This window comes from Candidatus Hydrogenedentota bacterium, assembly GCA_016791475.1.
GTDB lineage: Bacteria > Hydrogenedentota > Hydrogenedentia > Hydrogenedentales > JAEUWI01 > JAEUWI01.
In genome coordinates, this window is the sequence record JAEUWI010000080.1 from 1 (window position 1) to 16,442 (window position 16,442).

General features: G+C 57.5%; 12 protein-coding genes. 7 read left to right on the forward strand and 5 right to left on the reverse strand.

The window, feature by feature from the left end:
* The first annotated feature begins 29 nt into the window (after positions 1-29).
* The 3 genes from JNK74_26180 to JNK74_26190 all read left to right on the forward strand — a co-directional run bounded on the left by JNK74_26180 (position 30) and on the right by JNK74_26190 (position 4,121).
* Complete coding sequence (locus tag JNK74_26180; protein MBL7649679.1) at positions 30-920, forward strand: nucleotide-binding protein; 891 nt, start codon at positions 30-32, stop codon at positions 918-920.
* A gap of 117 nt (positions 921-1,037) precedes the next feature.
* Positions 1,038-3,029, forward strand: a complete 1,992-nt coding sequence (locus JNK74_26185; GenBank protein MBL7649680.1) for an ATP-binding protein — start codon at positions 1,038-1,040, stop codon at positions 3,027-3,029.
* Positions 3,030-3,608: 579 nt separating this feature from the next.
* Complete coding sequence (locus tag JNK74_26190) at positions 3,609-4,121, forward strand: hypothetical protein (protein MBL7649681.1); 513 nt, start codon at positions 3,609-3,611, stop codon at positions 4,119-4,121.
* A gap of 248 nt (positions 4,122-4,369) precedes the next feature.
* Here JNK74_26190 and JNK74_26195 read toward each other — a convergent pair whose 3' ends face one another.
* Positions 4,370-5,071 carry a hypothetical protein gene (locus JNK74_26195; protein ID MBL7649682.1) on the reverse strand — a complete coding sequence of 234 codons (702 nt, stop codon included), beginning with the start codon at positions 5,069-5,071 and terminating at the stop codon, positions 4,370-4,372.
* Positions 5,072-5,717: 646 nt separating this feature from the next.
* On the opposite strand from JNK74_26195, the gene JNK74_26200 reads away from it, so the two are divergent.
* Positions 5,718-6,524: a hypothetical protein gene (locus JNK74_26200; GenBank protein ID MBL7649683.1), complete on the forward strand. Its 807-nt coding sequence runs from the start codon at positions 5,718-5,720 to the stop codon at positions 6,522-6,524.
* Positions 6,525-6,754: 230 nt separating this feature from the next.
* On the opposite strand, the gene mtaB is transcribed toward JNK74_26200, so the two are convergent.
* From mtaB to JNK74_26215, 3 genes are all read right to left on the reverse strand, one after another.
* Positions 6,755-8,125, reverse strand: coding sequence for a tRNA (N(6)-L-threonylcarbamoyladenosine(37)-C(2))-methylthiotransferase MtaB (gene mtaB / locus JNK74_26205; protein ID MBL7649684.1), 1,371 nt, complete (start codon positions 8,123-8,125; stop codon positions 6,755-6,757).
* A 295-nt stretch (positions 8,126-8,420) separates the two neighbouring features.
* A complete protein-coding gene (locus JNK74_26210) occupies positions 8,421-9,914 on the reverse strand; it encodes a leucyl aminopeptidase (GenBank protein ID MBL7649685.1) in 1,494 nt (497 codons plus the stop codon).
* A 117-nt stretch (positions 9,915-10,031) separates the two neighbouring features.
* Positions 10,032-11,852: a CocE/NonD family hydrolase gene (locus JNK74_26215; protein MBL7649686.1), complete on the reverse strand. Its 1,821-nt coding sequence runs from the start codon at positions 11,850-11,852 to the stop codon at positions 10,032-10,034.
* Between the two features lie 336 nt (positions 11,853-12,188).
* On the opposite strand from JNK74_26215, the gene JNK74_26220 reads away from it, so the two are divergent.
* Complete coding sequence (locus tag JNK74_26220; GenBank protein MBL7649687.1) at positions 12,189-12,998, forward strand: hypothetical protein; 810 nt, start codon at positions 12,189-12,191, stop codon at positions 12,996-12,998.
* 271 nt (positions 12,999-13,269) lie between these two features.
* Positions 13,270-13,806 (forward strand): hypothetical protein, encoded by a 537-nt coding sequence (locus JNK74_26225; GenBank protein MBL7649688.1) that lies wholly within the window; start codon positions 13,270-13,272, stop codon positions 13,804-13,806.
* 503 nt (positions 13,807-14,309) lie between these two features.
* On the opposite strand, the gene miaB is transcribed toward JNK74_26225, so the two are convergent.
* The gene (miaB, locus tag JNK74_26230) at positions 14,310-15,656 is read right to left on the reverse strand and encodes a tRNA (N6-isopentenyl adenosine(37)-C2)-methylthiotransferase MiaB (GenBank protein MBL7649689.1); all 1,347 of its coding nucleotides are present in this window, start codon (positions 15,654-15,656) and stop codon (positions 14,310-14,312) included.
* A 142-nt stretch (positions 15,657-15,798) separates the two neighbouring features.
* Here miaB and ytxJ point away from each other — a divergent pair, with 142 nt between their 5' ends.
* Positions 15,799-16,200: a bacillithiol system redox-active protein YtxJ gene (gene ytxJ / locus JNK74_26235; protein ID MBL7649690.1), complete on the forward strand. Its 402-nt coding sequence runs from the start codon at positions 15,799-15,801 to the stop codon at positions 16,198-16,200.
* The last annotated feature ends 242 nt before the right edge of the window (positions 16,201-16,442 follow it).

Sequence of the window (16,442 nt, forward strand, 5' to 3'; positions counted from 1 at the left end):
ACGTTTCACTGTGAATTCCTCCGTAGGTTGTGATTAACTTACAGGGTATTCACTCCGATTCCAACTGGAACAAAACATCAGGATTGCGGGCCGCCGGCCATGAAGTCGATACTTCCAGCTTCGAATCTTGCCAGAGTAAAGCGCTACCTGCACCAAGTAGGAAATCTCTCCTTAAAGCGCGCGACGTAGTCTCCGAATGGAGCCACACCAAAATAGACGATTTGTTGCTGGAGGCGGGTGTGTCAGGGCTCAACGTAGAACAGGGTTTTGGGAGTCGCCGAAAACGAGCCAATGCGATCATTCAGTTTGCGATAGATAACCCTTCAGCGCTTACGGCGGAACATTCTCTTTTTTCCGCATATCTCGCAAAACAAGCCCTAAAAACAAGCGACCACACAGAATCTGAGTCGCCGCAAACACAAGCGATTTCTTCCACGCCCATTGATATCTCTGAATTCGCCCCGGCTGTCCGATCACCAAATCGTGTCTTCGTGGTGCACGGCCAGAACGATACCGCGCGCAACGCAGTTGTCTACTTCCTGGAAAGCATCGGGTTGGAAGGAATCGTCCTTCATGAGCAACCCAGCATGGGACGCCATCTTCTGACCAAGTTTATCGAGGAGGCAGAATTGGTAACTTTTGCTGTAATCTTGATGACAGACGATGATGTCGGTAGCTTAAAGGAGGGAGTGCTCAGGCCGAGGGCTCGCCAGAACGTGATCCTGGAGTTGGGCTATTTCTTGGCCCGCCTCGGGCAGTCTAAGGTATGTGCTCTGATTACGCCAGGCCTCGAAACACCATCAGACTTCGACGGAATCGTTTATATCCGCATGGACAATGAAAGTCGATGGGAGCTGGAACTCAGACGGGAACTCGTAGCTGCGGGAATGCCCGTCGTAGAACTTCCTAAGAGTGAATAGCAACGTGTAGGATACAAGAAGTCACATATTCCCATCACTGATATTCGTCGGTTCTTCGTGAATTGAACGACTCACGGTATCTCTTTGGGATTGATAGTCGGCAGGAGGAATTAGACAATGGCGCGGAAGAAAGTAGACGTTGCGGCAGATCACATTTCGAAGTTGGCGAGCGCAACCCCGATAAAAGCCATCGAAGAATTAATATGGAATGCACTTGATGCAGGCGGAGACCGTGTCGAAGTCAATCTGACTCTCAACGAGTTGAGTGCAGTTTCACAAGTTGAGATTATCGACTACGGGCCTGGTATCCCTGTGGAGGAACTTGACCGGGCTTTTGGCGAAGTCGGTAACTCGATGAAGGTCGAAAGGCGCATTAACGGGGACCAAAGGGCGTACCACGGGCGTGAAGGAAAAGGTAGATTCAAGGCGCTCGCACTCAGTCCGATAGCGATATGGGAGACCACGTATCGGGTGAATGGTGAATGCAAAATGTATTCCGTCAGACTCACCCGCGATATGCCCGACTACTATGAGCCGGAGGAACCTACGGTCGCACCAACAAGTGTAACTGGGACTCGCGTCTTTCTAGATGGCCTCGATAGAGGTATCCATGTGCTCGCCAATGACGACACGCGCCAGAAACTCGCGGAGACTTTCGCGTCATACCTTAGCAAGTATCCAGCCGTAAAACTATACTGGGCAAAATTACCGATCGATATTGAGGAATTGGTGCATAGAAAGAAAGAGCTAGAGCTCTTTGGAAAGGAGAGTCCGTATGGTCCTGCAAAGCTTTTGGTTCTCGAGTGGAACTTCAAAGTGGATTCAAAGCGCCTCCACTTCTGCGATGAGCATGGATTCTCGCTTTACGAAATTTCTGCGGGGGTTCAGGCGCCGGGCATAGACTACACTGCCTATGTGCAGGCTCCAATCGCATCTGCTTGGGCGGCGGAGGAAAGATTCTCGGTCAGCGATATAGATCAGGAAGTGAAGATATTTGTCGATGGAGTAAAGGACAAACTTAGAGAATACTTAAGGGGGCGTCTCGCCGAAGAAGCCGTATCCATAGTCGAGCAATGGAAGAGTGAGGAGATCTATCCGTACCAAGATGCGCCCCAAGACCCTATCGGGCGTGCTGAACGAGAGGTGTTCGATATCGTCGCCGTTCGGATCAATGAGCAGCACTCCTCGTTCAGCAAATCGGACGCAGATAGCAAAAAACTTACCCTGGCACTTATCAAAGAATCTTTGGAAACTAATCCCACGAGTCTAACAAAACTGTTTCGGGAAGTGCTTCATCTGTCTAAGGAAGACCAGGAAGCCTTTGCGGAGCTATTGGAACGAGCTCCTCTGACTAACATTATCAGAGCGGGTAAGATGGTCGCTGACCGCCTCGATGTTATTCACGCATTTGAGCACATTCTCTTCGACAACGACTGGAAGAAGACTCTGTTGGAGAGGACACAACTTCATCGCCTCTTAGTTCATGAGATTTGGTTGTTAGGGGAAGAGTATGTTCTGGGCGCAGATGATGATGGTTTACGCGACTTGCTTCAGTCGCACCTGAGTATTATGGGGCGGGAAGAGCTGGCTCCTGATGTCGAAGTAAAGCTTATAGATGGAAAAGACGGTATACCAGACTTGATGTTGTACCGCCGTCGAAAAGTTGATCAGAATCAGTTCGAGCATTTAGTCATAGAATTGAAGAGGCCGCGTGACCCGCTTGGGCAAGAAGAAACTTCGCAAATTAAGAAGTATGCATTTACAGTCGCACGGGACGGACGCTTCAATACCCAGAATTGTCGATGGCAGTTCTGGTTGCTTGGCAACGAACTTGACGAGTTCGTGCGAGAGGAAACCTCGTCGAATGCATTGCCAGAGGGCTGTATCCACGACGGAAATGGCGTAAAAATATGGGTGAAGCGGTGGGCAGATGTCCTCAATGATGCGCGAGCACGATACGATTTTTTCCGAGAGCAACTACAAATCGAGGCATCACAGTCTAAGGGTTTGGAAACGCTTAAAGTTCGGTACCCGCACCTATTCGAGGGAAAAGGTGCCCGCAAGAAAAAAGATATGGAGCTAAGTGCCGCGAAGATTGCACAGGAATAACTGTCCTGTGTTTTCGAAATAATAGCCGTGTAACAGTTATGTCATGTAGAATGTGGAATCGACCGGATGAATTCTGAGAACGGTTTCTCAGCGTACCTCTGTTGGCGACGCTGAAACTGTTAGTGCATTGTGGAATGGGCAGAATTATTAGTTGGTGATATAATATAGGAATAAATTTTTGCGCTGCAGTAGGTAAGGCTTTAAAATAGCAAGGATTAGGAATGTTTAACGAATTCGACCAAGCAGAACTCACAATACTGGATCAGTGTCTACAGTCTGGGAAAAATGACGTCTTCATTTGCGCGGATCATACTTCGGTGTCTCCTGATTGGCGAAAGACGCTTGTGAGCAGAAGTGCTGACAGTTCCCAAAACATACAAGCGGTGGGACATGTCTGGGAGACGACGTATAAAAATACTCTCTCAAGACTCCTCCCCAGCGTTTCTCCTCAAATGGACAATAACTTTTTCCAATGGGCAAAAAGAATCGGCTACGCATATTGGCCAACGAATATTAGTTACCCTCAGGGTTTGCTGGGGCAGTTCGAGTTACTAGGCAATGTGCTAAGCAGGTGTTTGATTGAAGCTGATGAAGCAGCCGCGAGTACGGCTCGCCAGATTGTACCGTGAGCGTAGTCATCTGACACCTACCCCTTTGGGGAGTTGGGATCATGCCGCGATATCTTCCTTATACTGGGCCTTCTTTGTCGTTGTCTTCTTGATATCGCTTTTGGCGATGGCGTGTGGTTTTTCTCGTTTATGTTTTGGCCTTGATGAGGCGATTCGGCGTTATCGCGCGGGGCGGTCGGAGATGGTGTGCATCGATACGCTGGACGGGCTGGGTGTGATTGGCGACGCAGAGGGTACTTCACCTCGGTCGTATGATTTCAATCGAGATGGAGCGAAGGAGCTGGCGGCGATTCGAGCCTTTGCTGCTACGGCTTCGTATGTGGAGAAGCTGGCGTTGTGCCGGGATGCTCAGTATACGTTTATCTTCGCGAAGGATTATGATCACGACGTGCAGTTGTTTGTCGCGGAGATGCTGGATTCGATGGGATTGGCGGTGGAGGCGGGTCGGGTGCGGGGGATGTAGAGGGGAGCGACGCTTTTTTCTCGTTCCCAAGCTCCGCTTGGGAATACAGTCTTTGGAGCTCCGCTCCGCAGGCATGGCGATTTCCCAGGCTGACTCGGTCTGGATTTCCCAACTTTGGAGGTCAAACCGAACGACTAACGACTTTGCCGCTCGGTTGTGAAGCAGAGCTTCACAAGCTGCATTCCCAAGCCGAGCTTGGGAACGAGTGCTAAAACCTTCCGTGGCGGGTGGCAACGGTAGTGATAGGTCTACGATTGGTCCGATTGGGAGATGGTGTGGTAAATACCCAGTTCGACCATGACGTGAATCGTGGGGCGTGGAGGCAGGGTGAGCATGTCGCGCCATTGCGAGTCTTCCGAGCCGTCGTTGTAGATGCCGATGCCGTACTCCCAAATGGAGAGGTGGGCGTGGCCCGCTTCGAAAGAATATAAGTTGCCCGTGCCGACGGAGGCGTCGAGGGCGTATTCCCAGTTGTTTTCGCGCATGCAGACGCCGCCGTCGGGGTGTGGGTTTTGTCCCAGGGCGATGAGGCGGCTGGCGCTGCCGGCGTCGAGGGGGCGGTAGGTGGCGATTCGGAGGCGTCCGTCTTCTCTGGGGTTGATGGCGGCGATGAGGAGGTTTTGTCGTTGGACGGTGACGATTTTGGTGTCGAGGTTTACGGGGCCGATTTCGAGCCACCAGTCTTCGCTGGCGACGGTGAGGATTTCGTGATCGGCTTCGGGGGCGAGGAGTTGGGCGAGGCGGGCCATGGCGGGTTCGAGGTCGCGCCAGTGGGGGCAGTCGTATTCGGAGCGTTTCTGGAGGTTGTAGAGGAGGGTTGCGAAGGGTGGGCTTTCGTCGTCGTCGAGGGAGGTTTGGAGGTCGTCGATGGTGATGGGGTAGGGGATGTCGGGGAGGCGGTAGCGTTCGAGGGTTTGTGGTTTGAGGGTGATTTCGATGAAGTTGTCCATGGGGCCTCGTGGTGTTGGATTGGGTGCCGGGGCGTGTGAGCGCCTGGTAGTCAAATTGTAGTCTATGCATACTGGGCGGGATGGCGTGGACTGCGCTGCCCTTTCAGGGCGAAAAGTCAGGGATTCGAATTATTCCCTGGGCGTTGCCCAGGGCTGAAAGCTGCGCTGGCCCTTCGGGTCGAAGTCCGTGGCCTGGGTTTGAGAAAGAAACCTCGGGGCGCGTAGGGACTGACGCACCCGCCGTGGCTGGACCGGATTGTCTTGCCCGACGACCCAAAGCCAACTGCGACACGGCGGCGTGTTTTCTCTGGGTGTGGCTGTTTCTCCTGCGGCGAATCTACGACCCGTCGTGTGGGGAGTGGACTAGCCGCCTTCATAGAGAAGATAACAGGCAACGCGTCGTCTGGTCGATGTGGGGCTGTGAACCGAGGTTACCTCCGCGAGCGACGGGACAGCCACACCCGGCGGCGTCACGGACTCGAAGTCGGGGTAATTGTTGGGTTGCGTGTCACGAAGAGCTTCACAAATATTGCGGGTGCGTCAGTCCCTAACACGTCCCGTGTATTCGCGGCGCGTGGGGTTGCAGACTGGTTTTGTCGTTCCGTAGGCTGATGCTGCAGGCATTGGGTCTGCGTGGGAGTCGATCATGCGCTTCATTGGATTGGTGGTGATTTTTCTGGCCGCTGTTACGGCGTCGGCGGGACCGGTTACGCGGATTGAGTGGGAGGAGAATATCCTGGCGCTGCATGCGCCGGAGGTGCCTGGCGGCAAGGTGGAGACGTGGTATCTGGAGGCGTTTTGCCGGTCGGGTTCTACGGATCGGGATTGGGAGGCGACGGTTATCCCCCACACGACGCGGCTGGTGGAGGCGGACGGGGACGGGCAGTGGGTGAAGCTGGAGAGCATGGTGCAGGAGGGCGTCCGGGCGACGCATGAGATTCGTGTCGTCGAGGATGGGGTTTCGTTTGCGCTTGTGATCAAGAATGAGTCGGGGGAGGCGGTGGATGTGGATTGGGCGCAGCCGTGCATGCGGGTGGGGGACTTCACAGGGCTGGGTCAGGAGGACTACTTCTCGCGCTGCTTTATTTACACGCGCGCGGGCCAGGTGATGCTGGATAGGCTGCCGCGCGTGGAGGAGGCGCGCTACCGGGGCGGACAGGTGTATGTGCCGGCGGGTGTCGATCTGGACGATGTGAATCCGCGCCCGATTTCGAAGGAGGTGCCGGTGAACAATCTCATCGGCTGCGTTTCGTCGGACGGACGGTGGATTCTGGCGACGGCGTGGGATGCGACGCAGGAACTGTTTCAGGGGGTGATCAATTGCATCCACGCGGATCCGCGCATCGGCGGCCTGAAGGCGGGGGAGGCGAAGCGGATCACGGGACGGGTTTATCTGGTGCCGAATGATTCGGAGGGGCTGCTGGCGGCGTATGAGAGAGATTTTGGGAAGTGAGGGGAGCGGGCGGTGTGTGTTTGCGAAGCGGAGCTTCGGGGACTGCATTCCCAAGCGGAGCGTGGGAACGAGAGGAAGGGGAAAAGCGGCGGGGGGTGTGCGTGCCGTTGGAGCTATGGCGCGAGGTCTGTACCGCAGAGCGGAACGGTACGCATTCCCACGGAGGACCGTGGGAACGAGGCGGTTGAAACAACCTCGTCATGCCCTTTTACGATTGAGTGGGCTTTGTCTCAGACAGGAATGTCTAAGCTCCTTTGTTTCGCGAATTCGGAGATGCGGGTCGAATCGGGGTGCAGGCTTCCGACGACCAAATCTCCGCGGACTTCTTCGAGGCGAACGGGGCGGATCTGGTTTTCGAGGTCGTGTTCGCTCTTTGCGGCCACGCGGGTGTAGTTCTGGGTGTAGCCGGTCCAGTAGCCATCCTGCGCCTGCTCGAAGAGCACTTGGTGGGTTTCGCCGAGTTGGTGTTCGTGGAACATCCGGGTCTTTTCGGCGCTGATCTTGCGGAGGCGTGCGCCGCGTTCGTTGATTACCGGGCCGGGGACTTTATCGGGGATGCGGACGGAGGCGGTGCCGCTGCGTTCGGAGTATTTGAAGACGTGGGCGTAGAACAGCGGGCTCTTCCAGAGGGTGTCGCAGGTGTCGTGGAAGTTTTCTTCGGTTTCGCCGGGGAATCCGACGAGGATGTCGGTGCCGATGCCGATGCCGGGGACGGCTTCGTGGGCGTGGAAGATGAAGTCGAGGAATTCTTCGCGGGTGTATTTGCGGCGCATGGCAGTGAGGATGTCGTTGGACCCGGCCTGCATGGGGATGTGAAGGTAGGGGAGGAGGGCGTGGTCCGGGTCGTTCATACGGTCGAAGAGTTCGAGCGGGATTGTAGTGGGCTCGATGGAGCTGATGCGGATGCGGTGGAGTCCGTCGATGGTGTTGAGGGCATCTACGATGTGGAGGATGTTGCGGTTTTCCAGGTCGTAGGTGCCGATGTTGACGCCGGTGAGGATGATCTCTTTGGCGCCGCGATCCACCAGGCTGCGGGCTTCGCTCAGGAGGTTGTCCCACTCGCGGGCGCGGGCGCGGCCACGGGCGAAGGGGATGAGGCAGAAGGTGCACATGAAATCGCAGCCGTCCTGCACCTTCAGATTGGCGCGGCGGCTGAGGGGGCTGTCTTCGCCGCCGAAATCGATGGAGAAGTCGTCGCGGTCGATGCGATCGCGGACGATGAGGGCCTTTTCGTTTTTCCCGGCCTTGACGTAGTCAAGGACGTTCATCTTTTCCTGATTGCCGATGATGAGATCGACGCCGGGGATGTTGGCGAGGGTGCCCGCGCCCATCTGGGCGTAGCAGCCGATGACGGCGGTGTAGGCGCCGGGATTGTTGCGGATGAACTGGCGCACGAGCTTGCGGGACTTGGTGTCGGCTTCGTTCGTGACGGTGCAGGTGTTCACGATGGCGAGGTCGGCGGGTTCGCCAAAGGGCACGAGGGTGTAGCCGTCCTCGCGAAGTTTTTCTTCGAGGATCGCGGATTCGGACTGATTGAGACGGCAGCCGAGGGTGTGAACGCAAGCTTTTTTAGTTGATAGTCGATAGTTGATAGTTGACATAGGGGGTGATCAATGGACAATGGACAATGGACAATGGACAATGGACAATGGACAATGGACAATGCACAACGTGGACTAAGTGGACTAAGTGGACTAAGTGGACAACGTGGACTTAATGGACCAGATAGTTTTCCCGAAGCCTGAAGCCTGAAGCCTAAAGCCTACAGCCTGAAGCCTACAGCCTGAAGCCTACAGCCTACAGCCTACAGCCTACAGCCTACAGCCTGAAGCCTACAGCCTACAGCCTACAGCCTACAGCCTACAGCCTACAGCCTACAGCCTGAAGCCTACAGCCTCACTCCTCCACCTGATTCAGCACCCAGTTGGTCAGCAGTCGCACGCCGAAGCCGGTGGCGTGGTCGGTGCTCCAGTAGGGGGTGTTTTTCACGTCCCAGGCGGTGCCGGCGATGTCGAGGTGGGCCCAGGGGGTGTCGCCCACGAATTCCTTGAGGAAGGCCGCCGCGCTGATGGCTCCGCCCTCGCGTGGGCCGATATTGCAGATGTCGGCGTGGGTGCCTTCGATGAGCTTGCTGTAGTCTTTCCAGAGGGGCATCTGCCAGAGACGCTCGCCGGTGGCCTGGCCCGATGCGATGAGCGAATCGGCGAGGGACTGGTTGTTCGAGAAGAGTCCGGCGGCGCAGTAGCCCAGGGCGACCACGCAGGCGCCGGTGAGGGTGGCGGCGTCCACCATGGCGGCGGGCTTGTATTTGTCCACGGTGTAGGCCATGGCGTCCGCGAGAATCAGGCGGCCTTCCGCGTCCGTGTTGTGCACTTCGATGGTCTTGCCGTTGTACGCGCGGACGATGTCGCCGGGGCGCTGGGCGGCGTCGCCGGTCATGTTTTCGGCGGAGGGCACGACGGCGACGACGTTGATGGCGGGGCGCAGCTCGGCGATGGTCATGAAGGCGCAAAGGACGGCGGCCGCGCCGCACATGTCGTATTTCATTTCGTGCATGCCGGCGGCGGGTTTGATGCTGATGCCGCCGGTGTCGAAGGTGACGCCTTTACCTACGATGGCGACGGTCTTGACGTCGTCACTGTAGTGATGTTCGAGGATAATGAGGCGCGGGGGCTGTGCGCTGCCCCGGGCCACGCCGAGGAGGGCGTTCATGCCCATCTGCTCCATTTCTTCCGGGCCGAAGACGGTGCATTTCGCGCCCGATTCCTTGGCGATGCCCTGGGCGAATTCCGCGAGGGCCGTGGGGGTCATTTCATTCGGCGCGGTGTTGGCCAGATGGCGAGCGCCGTTGGCGCTGAGGCACGCGAGGACACCCACCTGAAGGCTGGAGAGGAGCGGGGTAACCTGCACGCCCTTGTCCGTGATGATGGTGGCCGTCTGTACTTTTACCGGGGCGTCGGCGGGCTCGGGCGCTTTCTTATAAACCGGGAAGTCGTATTGACCGAGGACGATGCCTTCGAGGAGGGGCAGGGGCGGCACGCTGGCGTGTCGGGCGATGTCGAAGTAGACATGGCTCACGCGATTCTGTTTCAGGAGATCGGCGGCCTTGCCCGCGGCGCGGCGCAGGGTCTCGTCTTCGAAATCATCCTTCGCACCGAGGCCCAGGACCAGCACGCCCTGGTAGGTGCTGCGGGGCGTGGGCAGGTAATAGCATTGTTGCGCCTTGCCGGAGAACACGCCCTTGTCCGCGAGGGTCTGAAGCAGTTCGTCGTCCTTTTCATTGAGGAGTGCGCTGTCCAGAGGGAAGGCCTTTTCGAAAAGGGGGACGATCAGGCAGGATTCTTCTTCGACAACGGTGCAGCTATCGAAAGGGACAACTTCTACGTTCATGGGTAACCTCGCTGTTATTGGAGCGCGCGGTGAGGCGCGGATTAATAGGGCCGAGTGGACGGATAGGACCGATTTTCTCGTGATTAAAAAGTCCGGTATTATAGCAGGTTCGGGTGGTCAGGTGCCTGTTGGAATGATCGGCAGGATCACGTGCGAGGGATGGGCCGAATCGTGCAGCACCGTTTGCGTCACGGTTTGAAAGGCGGTCGCCAGGCCGATGTTGGGTTCGGGCGTGTTGGGATTGCGCAGATAGTAGGGGAAATAGCTGCTGGATATTTCGATGCGGATGCGGTGGCCTTGTTTGAACAGGTTGCCTGTGGGGCGATGGAACTCCAGGGTGTATTCGTAGGTCTCGCCCGGCGTCAGGGTTGTTAGCGCAGATGGGTTGAAGGTACCGCTTTTTTCGGGATCGCGATGACGGGCCCGCATGACGCCTTCGCCCAGGAACAGCGCGCGGCCATCGGGTTGAACGTCGATTATCCGTATCATCCAGTCCGTGTCGTGGCCGCTCGTGGCGGCGAAGAGCGTGGCTGTGATGGGGCCCACCACTTCGACATCCTCCGTCAGCGCGGGCGTATCGTAGACGAGCACATCGTTTCGCGCGCTTGAGGTCTGCACGTCCCGTGGGCCATCGATGTGGCCGTTGCCGAAGGCGGGAGAGGGTGTGGGGTCGAGGGGAATGTAGACGTAGTGATCCGGTGCTTCCTCGCCCGGTGCCTCCGTGCTCAAGTGGCCGTCGCCCGCCGCGCCATTGGCTTCACCATCGCTGTGGAGGTAGTACTTCGTAAACTGAGTCTGGGGCAGGGGCCAGTCCTCTGCGGCGCGCCAGGCGTTGCGACCCATCACGAAAACGTGGACCGGCGGATCGTCGAGCACGCCATTCTCGATGCCCTTCAGGTGATAGTCGAACCAGCGGATCACATAGCCGTCCCAATCGATGATGGCGTCAGGCCCGAAGTCCACGCCCGCCGCCACGCGCTCGGTGTTGATGATGTGCTGCCACGGCCCGATGACCATGCGGGGGCGTCGGGCTTCGGGTGTCCCGCCGTGATCCTTCATCGCGAGGTAGTTCATGGGTGAGCCGGGAAAGTCCGCGTCAAACCATCCCGTGATGGCGAGGGACGGCACGGTGATCCGGGCGTAGTCCTCGGGCGTCTGATAGGCGATGGCCTTCCAGTATTCGCCCTCGGCGGTGTTCTGCAGGATCCACTTGCGCCACCAGTCATTGGGCAGATAGTTGCGCGTCTTGTCGAAATCGATATAGGGGAGTTTGCTGTAGGCCTGCTCGCGGCCCACGGCAAAGCCACCGTAGCCGCCGGGACCCGCGCTGTGGGGGAGGCGGGCGGACATGTTACCCGCCCAGTCGATCATCCAGGACACGTAGATGCCGTTCTGGTACGGGCAATTGTAAAAGTGATCGGGTGGCGCCACCTCCGGCACGATGGCCTTGAGCGCGGTCGGCGCCTGCGAGGCCGTCCACCATTGCGTCCAGCCCATGTAGGACAGGCCATACATGCCCACATTGCCGTTGCACCAGGGCTGCGCGGCGATCCACTGCACCAGGTCGTAGCCATCGGTCTTGTGCTGGGGGGAGAAGGGATCCCAGTCCCCGCCGGATTCGAAGCGACCCCGCGAGTCAACATTCACCACGACATAGCCCCGTGGTGCGAATTTCTGCGCACGGGTCGCCATCCCATCTTTGTTGTAGGGGGTGATCTGCAGGATGGCGGGAAAGCGGCCTTCAGCGGCCGGGCGAAAGATGTCGCACTTCAGCAGGGCCCCATCGCGTACCGGCGCGTCGAGGTTCCGCGTCGCGGTGATTTCGTACTGGATGGGCGAATAGTCGCCTGCCATTGGCGGCTGGGCGGTGGTGTGGAGGCAGCACAGGGTGAGGGCGAGGATGATGGCCAGTGCGATTTTAGGGAAGTGCCTCGTCATCTATGCGTTTCCTTCGTGCTGCACGTTTGATTCAGACGGGATGGGTGGCTGCTGGGGGTATTTTAGTAGTCTGCAGAGACACGGGGCAATGTTAGAGGGAGGGAGGACCCGAACCAAACTGTGAAAAGCGGCGGTCCTCGATCGGGATTTTTGGGCGCGCTTGACTGTCAGTTAGCACGGCCACGAAGTGAACCTTTCACAACAGGCGGCGTATATGAGTAAGCGCTATCAACGACCGTGGTCGCTCAAGAATACGGCGGCCATGGATGCCTGGCGCAGAGATTGACCATATGGCGAAGTAACGAACATGCAGAAGGTGGAAAAGGAGCGTGATACATGCAGAGAAGTCTCAAATTTGCAACCCTCGCAGGGCTTATATGCGTTATTTTATTGGCGCCAGGAATCAAATTTTTCCGGAATGCCAGGCATGCCCTGGAAAGGGCGCAATGTAGAGAAAATCTGCAAACGCTTGGCGTCAAGTTAGCGAAGAATGCCGAAGAACTGGCCGCGGAATTAAAGGGCACTTACCCGCCGATGTCCCGCGAAGCCAATAAGCTAATGTTCACAACCGAGGGGCTATTACCGAAGTGCATACCCGCTCCCGAGCTACTCGTATGCCCAAGCCGGGCATCCCAAGGGATGCCACAGGAATTTGACGATGGGAGTTACTTCTATACGGGATACGTGTTGGCGGAACGCGGTTTTGTCCCACCCAGTGGCTGGCCTTTTATGGCAGATATAAGTTACCCCGTAAGCTACTACACATTCGATAATCTGCTGCCCGCTTTTGCCGCCTTCTACGACAATCAAATCGCAAGTGCGGGGAGTTTCAAAGAGCGCTTCGTTCGTGAGGGAGAAATCGACATTTACCGCCTTACGGAAGGGGTCGAACACGGCTATGAAAGGACTGTAGATTGTGTGGGTGATGATGTCCAGAAAGATGTAAAGATCTCTCGCGGCGCTATCCCCGTTCTAATCGAATGGCCGGATAATATTCATTCTTCGGAACGACTGGGTGGAAATGTCCTGTGGCTGGATGGGCAAGTTACATGGCTCCCATACCCAGGCGAATTCCCCATGACGGAAGAGGGGATGGCAATCTTTACCAAACTTGCTGGGCGTCCACCCATTGGGCAATTGGAATAGGCGAATTCTGATTGGATTGTTACGGTGACCTGATGGCAGGAGGAGGATGGGCAAAGCTGGGAAGGGCAGGCGGCCCCGCCACAGTGTAGCAAGTCACGCGACGCTTTATCCGGGCCCGTGTTGGCAATAGGCCATCGTCTATGGGGGTAACGGTATGTGGAGGCCGGTGTAGGATTAGCATCAAGTCGCTCGGGCGTTCAGGCCTCACATCGCGCCTTTGTCCGCCGGAAATCGACGGCAGCGTCACCCCGACCTACAGGAGAATAGTTCAATGCGAAAGCATCTATCACGCAGTGTCCTTACGGGAATGATCCTTGTGGCCCTCACGGGCTGTCCGCCGGAGGGCGGGTTTCCCGTGCCGCCTTTCGACACCTCCGGCGCGTATAGCGGCTCCTGGAGCGGCACATCGAGCGACGACGCGCAGACCGTGGCGGAGTGTCCTCTTGAGCTGACCTTGACGCAAAACCTCTCGCTCGCCTTTCCTGGGGATCACGGCGTCCAGGGCGTGGCGACCATTGATTACACCTGCATCGAGTTGCCCGAATGGGCGCAAGGGGAGACCCAACCCAGCACGGTGGAGGTTGGCGGTGTCCTCGAAAGTAACGGCAGGCTTACGCTGGTCAGCGCCGCGTGCGGGACGGGGTACTGCGTTGTACTGAGCCTGGCCGGGCAGGGAGAGGACGCCGACAGCGACGGACTTATGTACACGTACGCCGGAGACTGGTCTTATCAGATTCTACTTGCCGGGTTCGAGCCCTTTGGATTTGAGGGTACGTTTGTGGTTGACGCGGCAGCACCGGAGGCGTAGGAGGGCGGGGTCTTATGGGTCTTATGGGTTAGGCAGGCATTTCTTCCTACTGCGCAGTGGAAGATTCAGAACAAGATACATAAAAAGATTTTGCCTATTGCTGCAAGCCACGGTACTGCGGGGTGTTGCGGCTTGACGGAATTCACGCAGAAATCCTCTTCGCCCCGAAGGGGCAGCGCAGCTTTCAGCCCGGGGCAACGCCCCGGGAAAAGGGTGACGACTATTTCGCCGCCCTGAAAGGGCAAGGTAGTTCACACGCGAACCATGGGACTCCGTGCAACTGCGCTGCCCTTTCAGGGCGAGATCAGTGAGGGTTCCCTTCAACCCAGGCGTTGCCTGGGGCTATGAACTGCTCTGCCCCTTCGGGGCGAAGAAAGTCACTTCCCATGATCGAAAATATCTTCCAGATTCACGATCAGTGGCGGTTCAAGGTTGATTGCGGCCAGAGGCCTCGCTGTGTCCCATAGGACCCACTAGACACATTTCAGAGGGAATTGAATAGATCAATACGCCGCAGCCGCCGTCTCCACCAATTCCCCTTCGAGCCAGTGGCCCGCGTGGGTTCTCACCTCCACCTGCACCATGTCGCCGATTTCGTGGTCGGGGGCGTGGCAGGTGATGGGGCGGTAGCTGTCGGTGCGGCCGTTGAGCCAGCCTTGCTTGCGGGGGTGGGCGGCGTCGATGAGGACTTCCTGGGTGGTGCCGTAGTAGGCGGCGAGCTTTTCGGCGTCGATGCTGTTTTGCAATTCCAGGACGCGGGCGAGGCGTTCTTCTTTGACCTCGCGGGGCACGTCGTCTTCGAGGGCTTCGGCCTCGGTGCCGGGGCGGGGGGAGTACTTGAAGGCGAAGACCTGGCCGTAGCGCACTTCGCGGAGGCAATGGAGGGTGCGCTCGAAGTCTTCTTCCGTCTCGCCGGGGAAGCCGACGATGAGGTCGGTGCTCAGCTCGACGGTGGGGCAGACCTTCTGGAGGTATTTCACCTTTTCCAGGTATTCGTCCAGCGTGTGGTTGCGGCGCATCGCGTCGAGGATGCGGTCGCTGCCGGCCTGGAAGGGGAGGTGGAGGTTCTTTGCAATAGTCTTGCGGGCCGCCATGAGGTCGGAGAGATCGTTGTTCCAGTCCTTCGGGTGGGGCGAGGTGAAGCGGATGCGCTTGAGGCCCTTAATCTGGGACACGTCGTCGAGCAACTCGTAGAAGCGGTAGTCGGCGGAGGCGCGGTAGGAGTTTACGTTCTGGCCGAGGAGCCAGATTTCCTTCGCGCCATTGCGGACGAGGGCTTTGGCTTCCTGGAGGACGTTGTTGTTCTCGCGGGAGACCTCGCGGCCCCGGGTAAAGGGCACGATGCAGTAGGTGCACATGTTGTTGCACCCTTTGGTGATCGCGATGTAGGCCTTGATGCCTTCCACGTGGCCGCGCTCGATCCATTCCTCGGGGATGAAGTTCTGGATCTTGCGGTCGCGGGGCATCCACTTGGTGTTGCAGACCCGTTCGCCCGCCTTGACCTGTTCGATCATCTCGGGCAGCTTGAAGAAGTTGTCGGGGCCGAAGACCATGTCGATGGATTTGTCGCGCTTGAGGATTTTTTCGCCTTCCTGCTGGGCGACGCAACCGGCGACGGCGATGATGAGGCTGGGGTCGGCCTTCTTGCGGTCGCGCAGGGTGCCCACGAGGCTGTAGACCTTGTTTTCCGGGTTGTGACGGACGGAGCAGGTGTTTACCACAATGAGATTGGCCACGTCCTGGTCTTCGGTTATTTCGTAGCCCTGCTGTTCGAGCACACCGCGCATCTGGAAGCTGTCGTGCTCGTTCATCTGGCAACCGTAGGTCTTAATGTAGGCTTTTTCGGCCATGGGGCGTTCTCTTGGGGATAAATAGCTGTCGGACAAGGGCTTAAAGGGGCCTTGCGTTTCCACGGGGTCGTCGCCTAGTATAGCATCCGACCGGCAAAAGGGTCAAAAGGGCTCGGAAGCGGAGGTCTCAATGATTCAGTGGATGGGCCGCCTGTTCGGACTTGGCGCGGCGGCAACGAAGGAGTGGGAACACGTGACGGAACTGGACAGCTCGGAAGCGTTGGCTTCCTGCCTGGCCCGTAGCGAATCGGGGCCGGTCTTTATATTTAAGCACAGCACCCGTTGCCCGATTTCGTCGCGGGCCCATTCCGAGGTTGGGCGCTATATCGACGGGGCGGGGGAATCGGGGTTACCGGTATACCTCAACTACGTGGTGGAGTCGCGCCCGGTGTCGAACGAGATCGAGCGGAGTCTGGGGGTGCGGCACGAGTCTCCCCAGTTGTTGCTGGTGCGTGGAGGGCAGGTGATCTGGCACACCTCTCACGGCGGGATACGTTCGGAGGCGATGGTCGAGGCGGCGGAGCGCCTTGAAAAGGGTGAATGAATTTTTAGTGTTGACACAGTGACAGATTTGTGGCATTCTTTGTTTGGCTGCTGTGGTTACAGCGAGGCCATCCTCAACGGATGGGACGAAACTGTATTATCTATACATCTGACGTGTGGCGTCACCCAATTTATTCGTTTTTTATATCCCCTCGTCCCAACGTTGGGGCTTTTTTTTTGTCAGGCGATCAAAACTGTTTAATCGCCCCCTCTGATCTGATATAACACTATAGCCAACCTGTC

What these genes read in the sequence shown, in the direction of transcription:
- JNK74_26185 (MBL7649680.1), top strand. Translation starts at nt 1,038, where the DNA reads ATGGCGCGGAAGAAAGTAGACGTTGCGGCAGATCACATTTCGAAGTTG.
- JNK74_26195 (MBL7649682.1), bottom strand. Translation starts at nt 5,071, where the DNA reads ATGGACAACTTCATCGAAATCACCCTCAAACCACAAACCCTCGAACGC.
- JNK74_26200 (MBL7649683.1), top strand. Translation starts at nt 5,718, where the DNA reads ATGCGCTTCATTGGATTGGTGGTGATTTTTCTGGCCGCTGTTACGGCG.
- mtaB (MBL7649684.1), bottom strand. Translation starts at nt 8,125, where the DNA reads ATGTCAACTATCAACTATCGACTATCAACTAAAAAAGCTTGCGTTCAC.
- JNK74_26210 (MBL7649685.1), bottom strand. Translation starts at nt 9,914, where the DNA reads ATGAACGTAGAAGTTGTCCCTTTCGATAGCTGCACCGTTGTCGAAGAA.
- JNK74_26215 (MBL7649686.1), bottom strand. Translation starts at nt 11,852, where the DNA reads ATGACGAGGCACTTCCCTAAAATCGCACTGGCCATCATCCTCGCCCTC.
- JNK74_26220 (MBL7649687.1), top strand. Translation starts at nt 12,189, where the DNA reads ATGCAGAGAAGTCTCAAATTTGCAACCCTCGCAGGGCTTATATGCGTT.
- JNK74_26225 (MBL7649688.1), top strand. Translation starts at nt 13,270, where the DNA reads ATGCGAAAGCATCTATCACGCAGTGTCCTTACGGGAATGATCCTTGTG.
- miaB (MBL7649689.1), bottom strand. Translation starts at nt 15,656, where the DNA reads ATGGCCGAAAAAGCCTACATTAAGACCTACGGTTGCCAGATGAACGAG.
- ytxJ (MBL7649690.1), top strand. Translation starts at nt 15,799, where the DNA reads ATGGGCCGCCTGTTCGGACTTGGCGCGGCGGCAACGAAGGAGTGGGAA.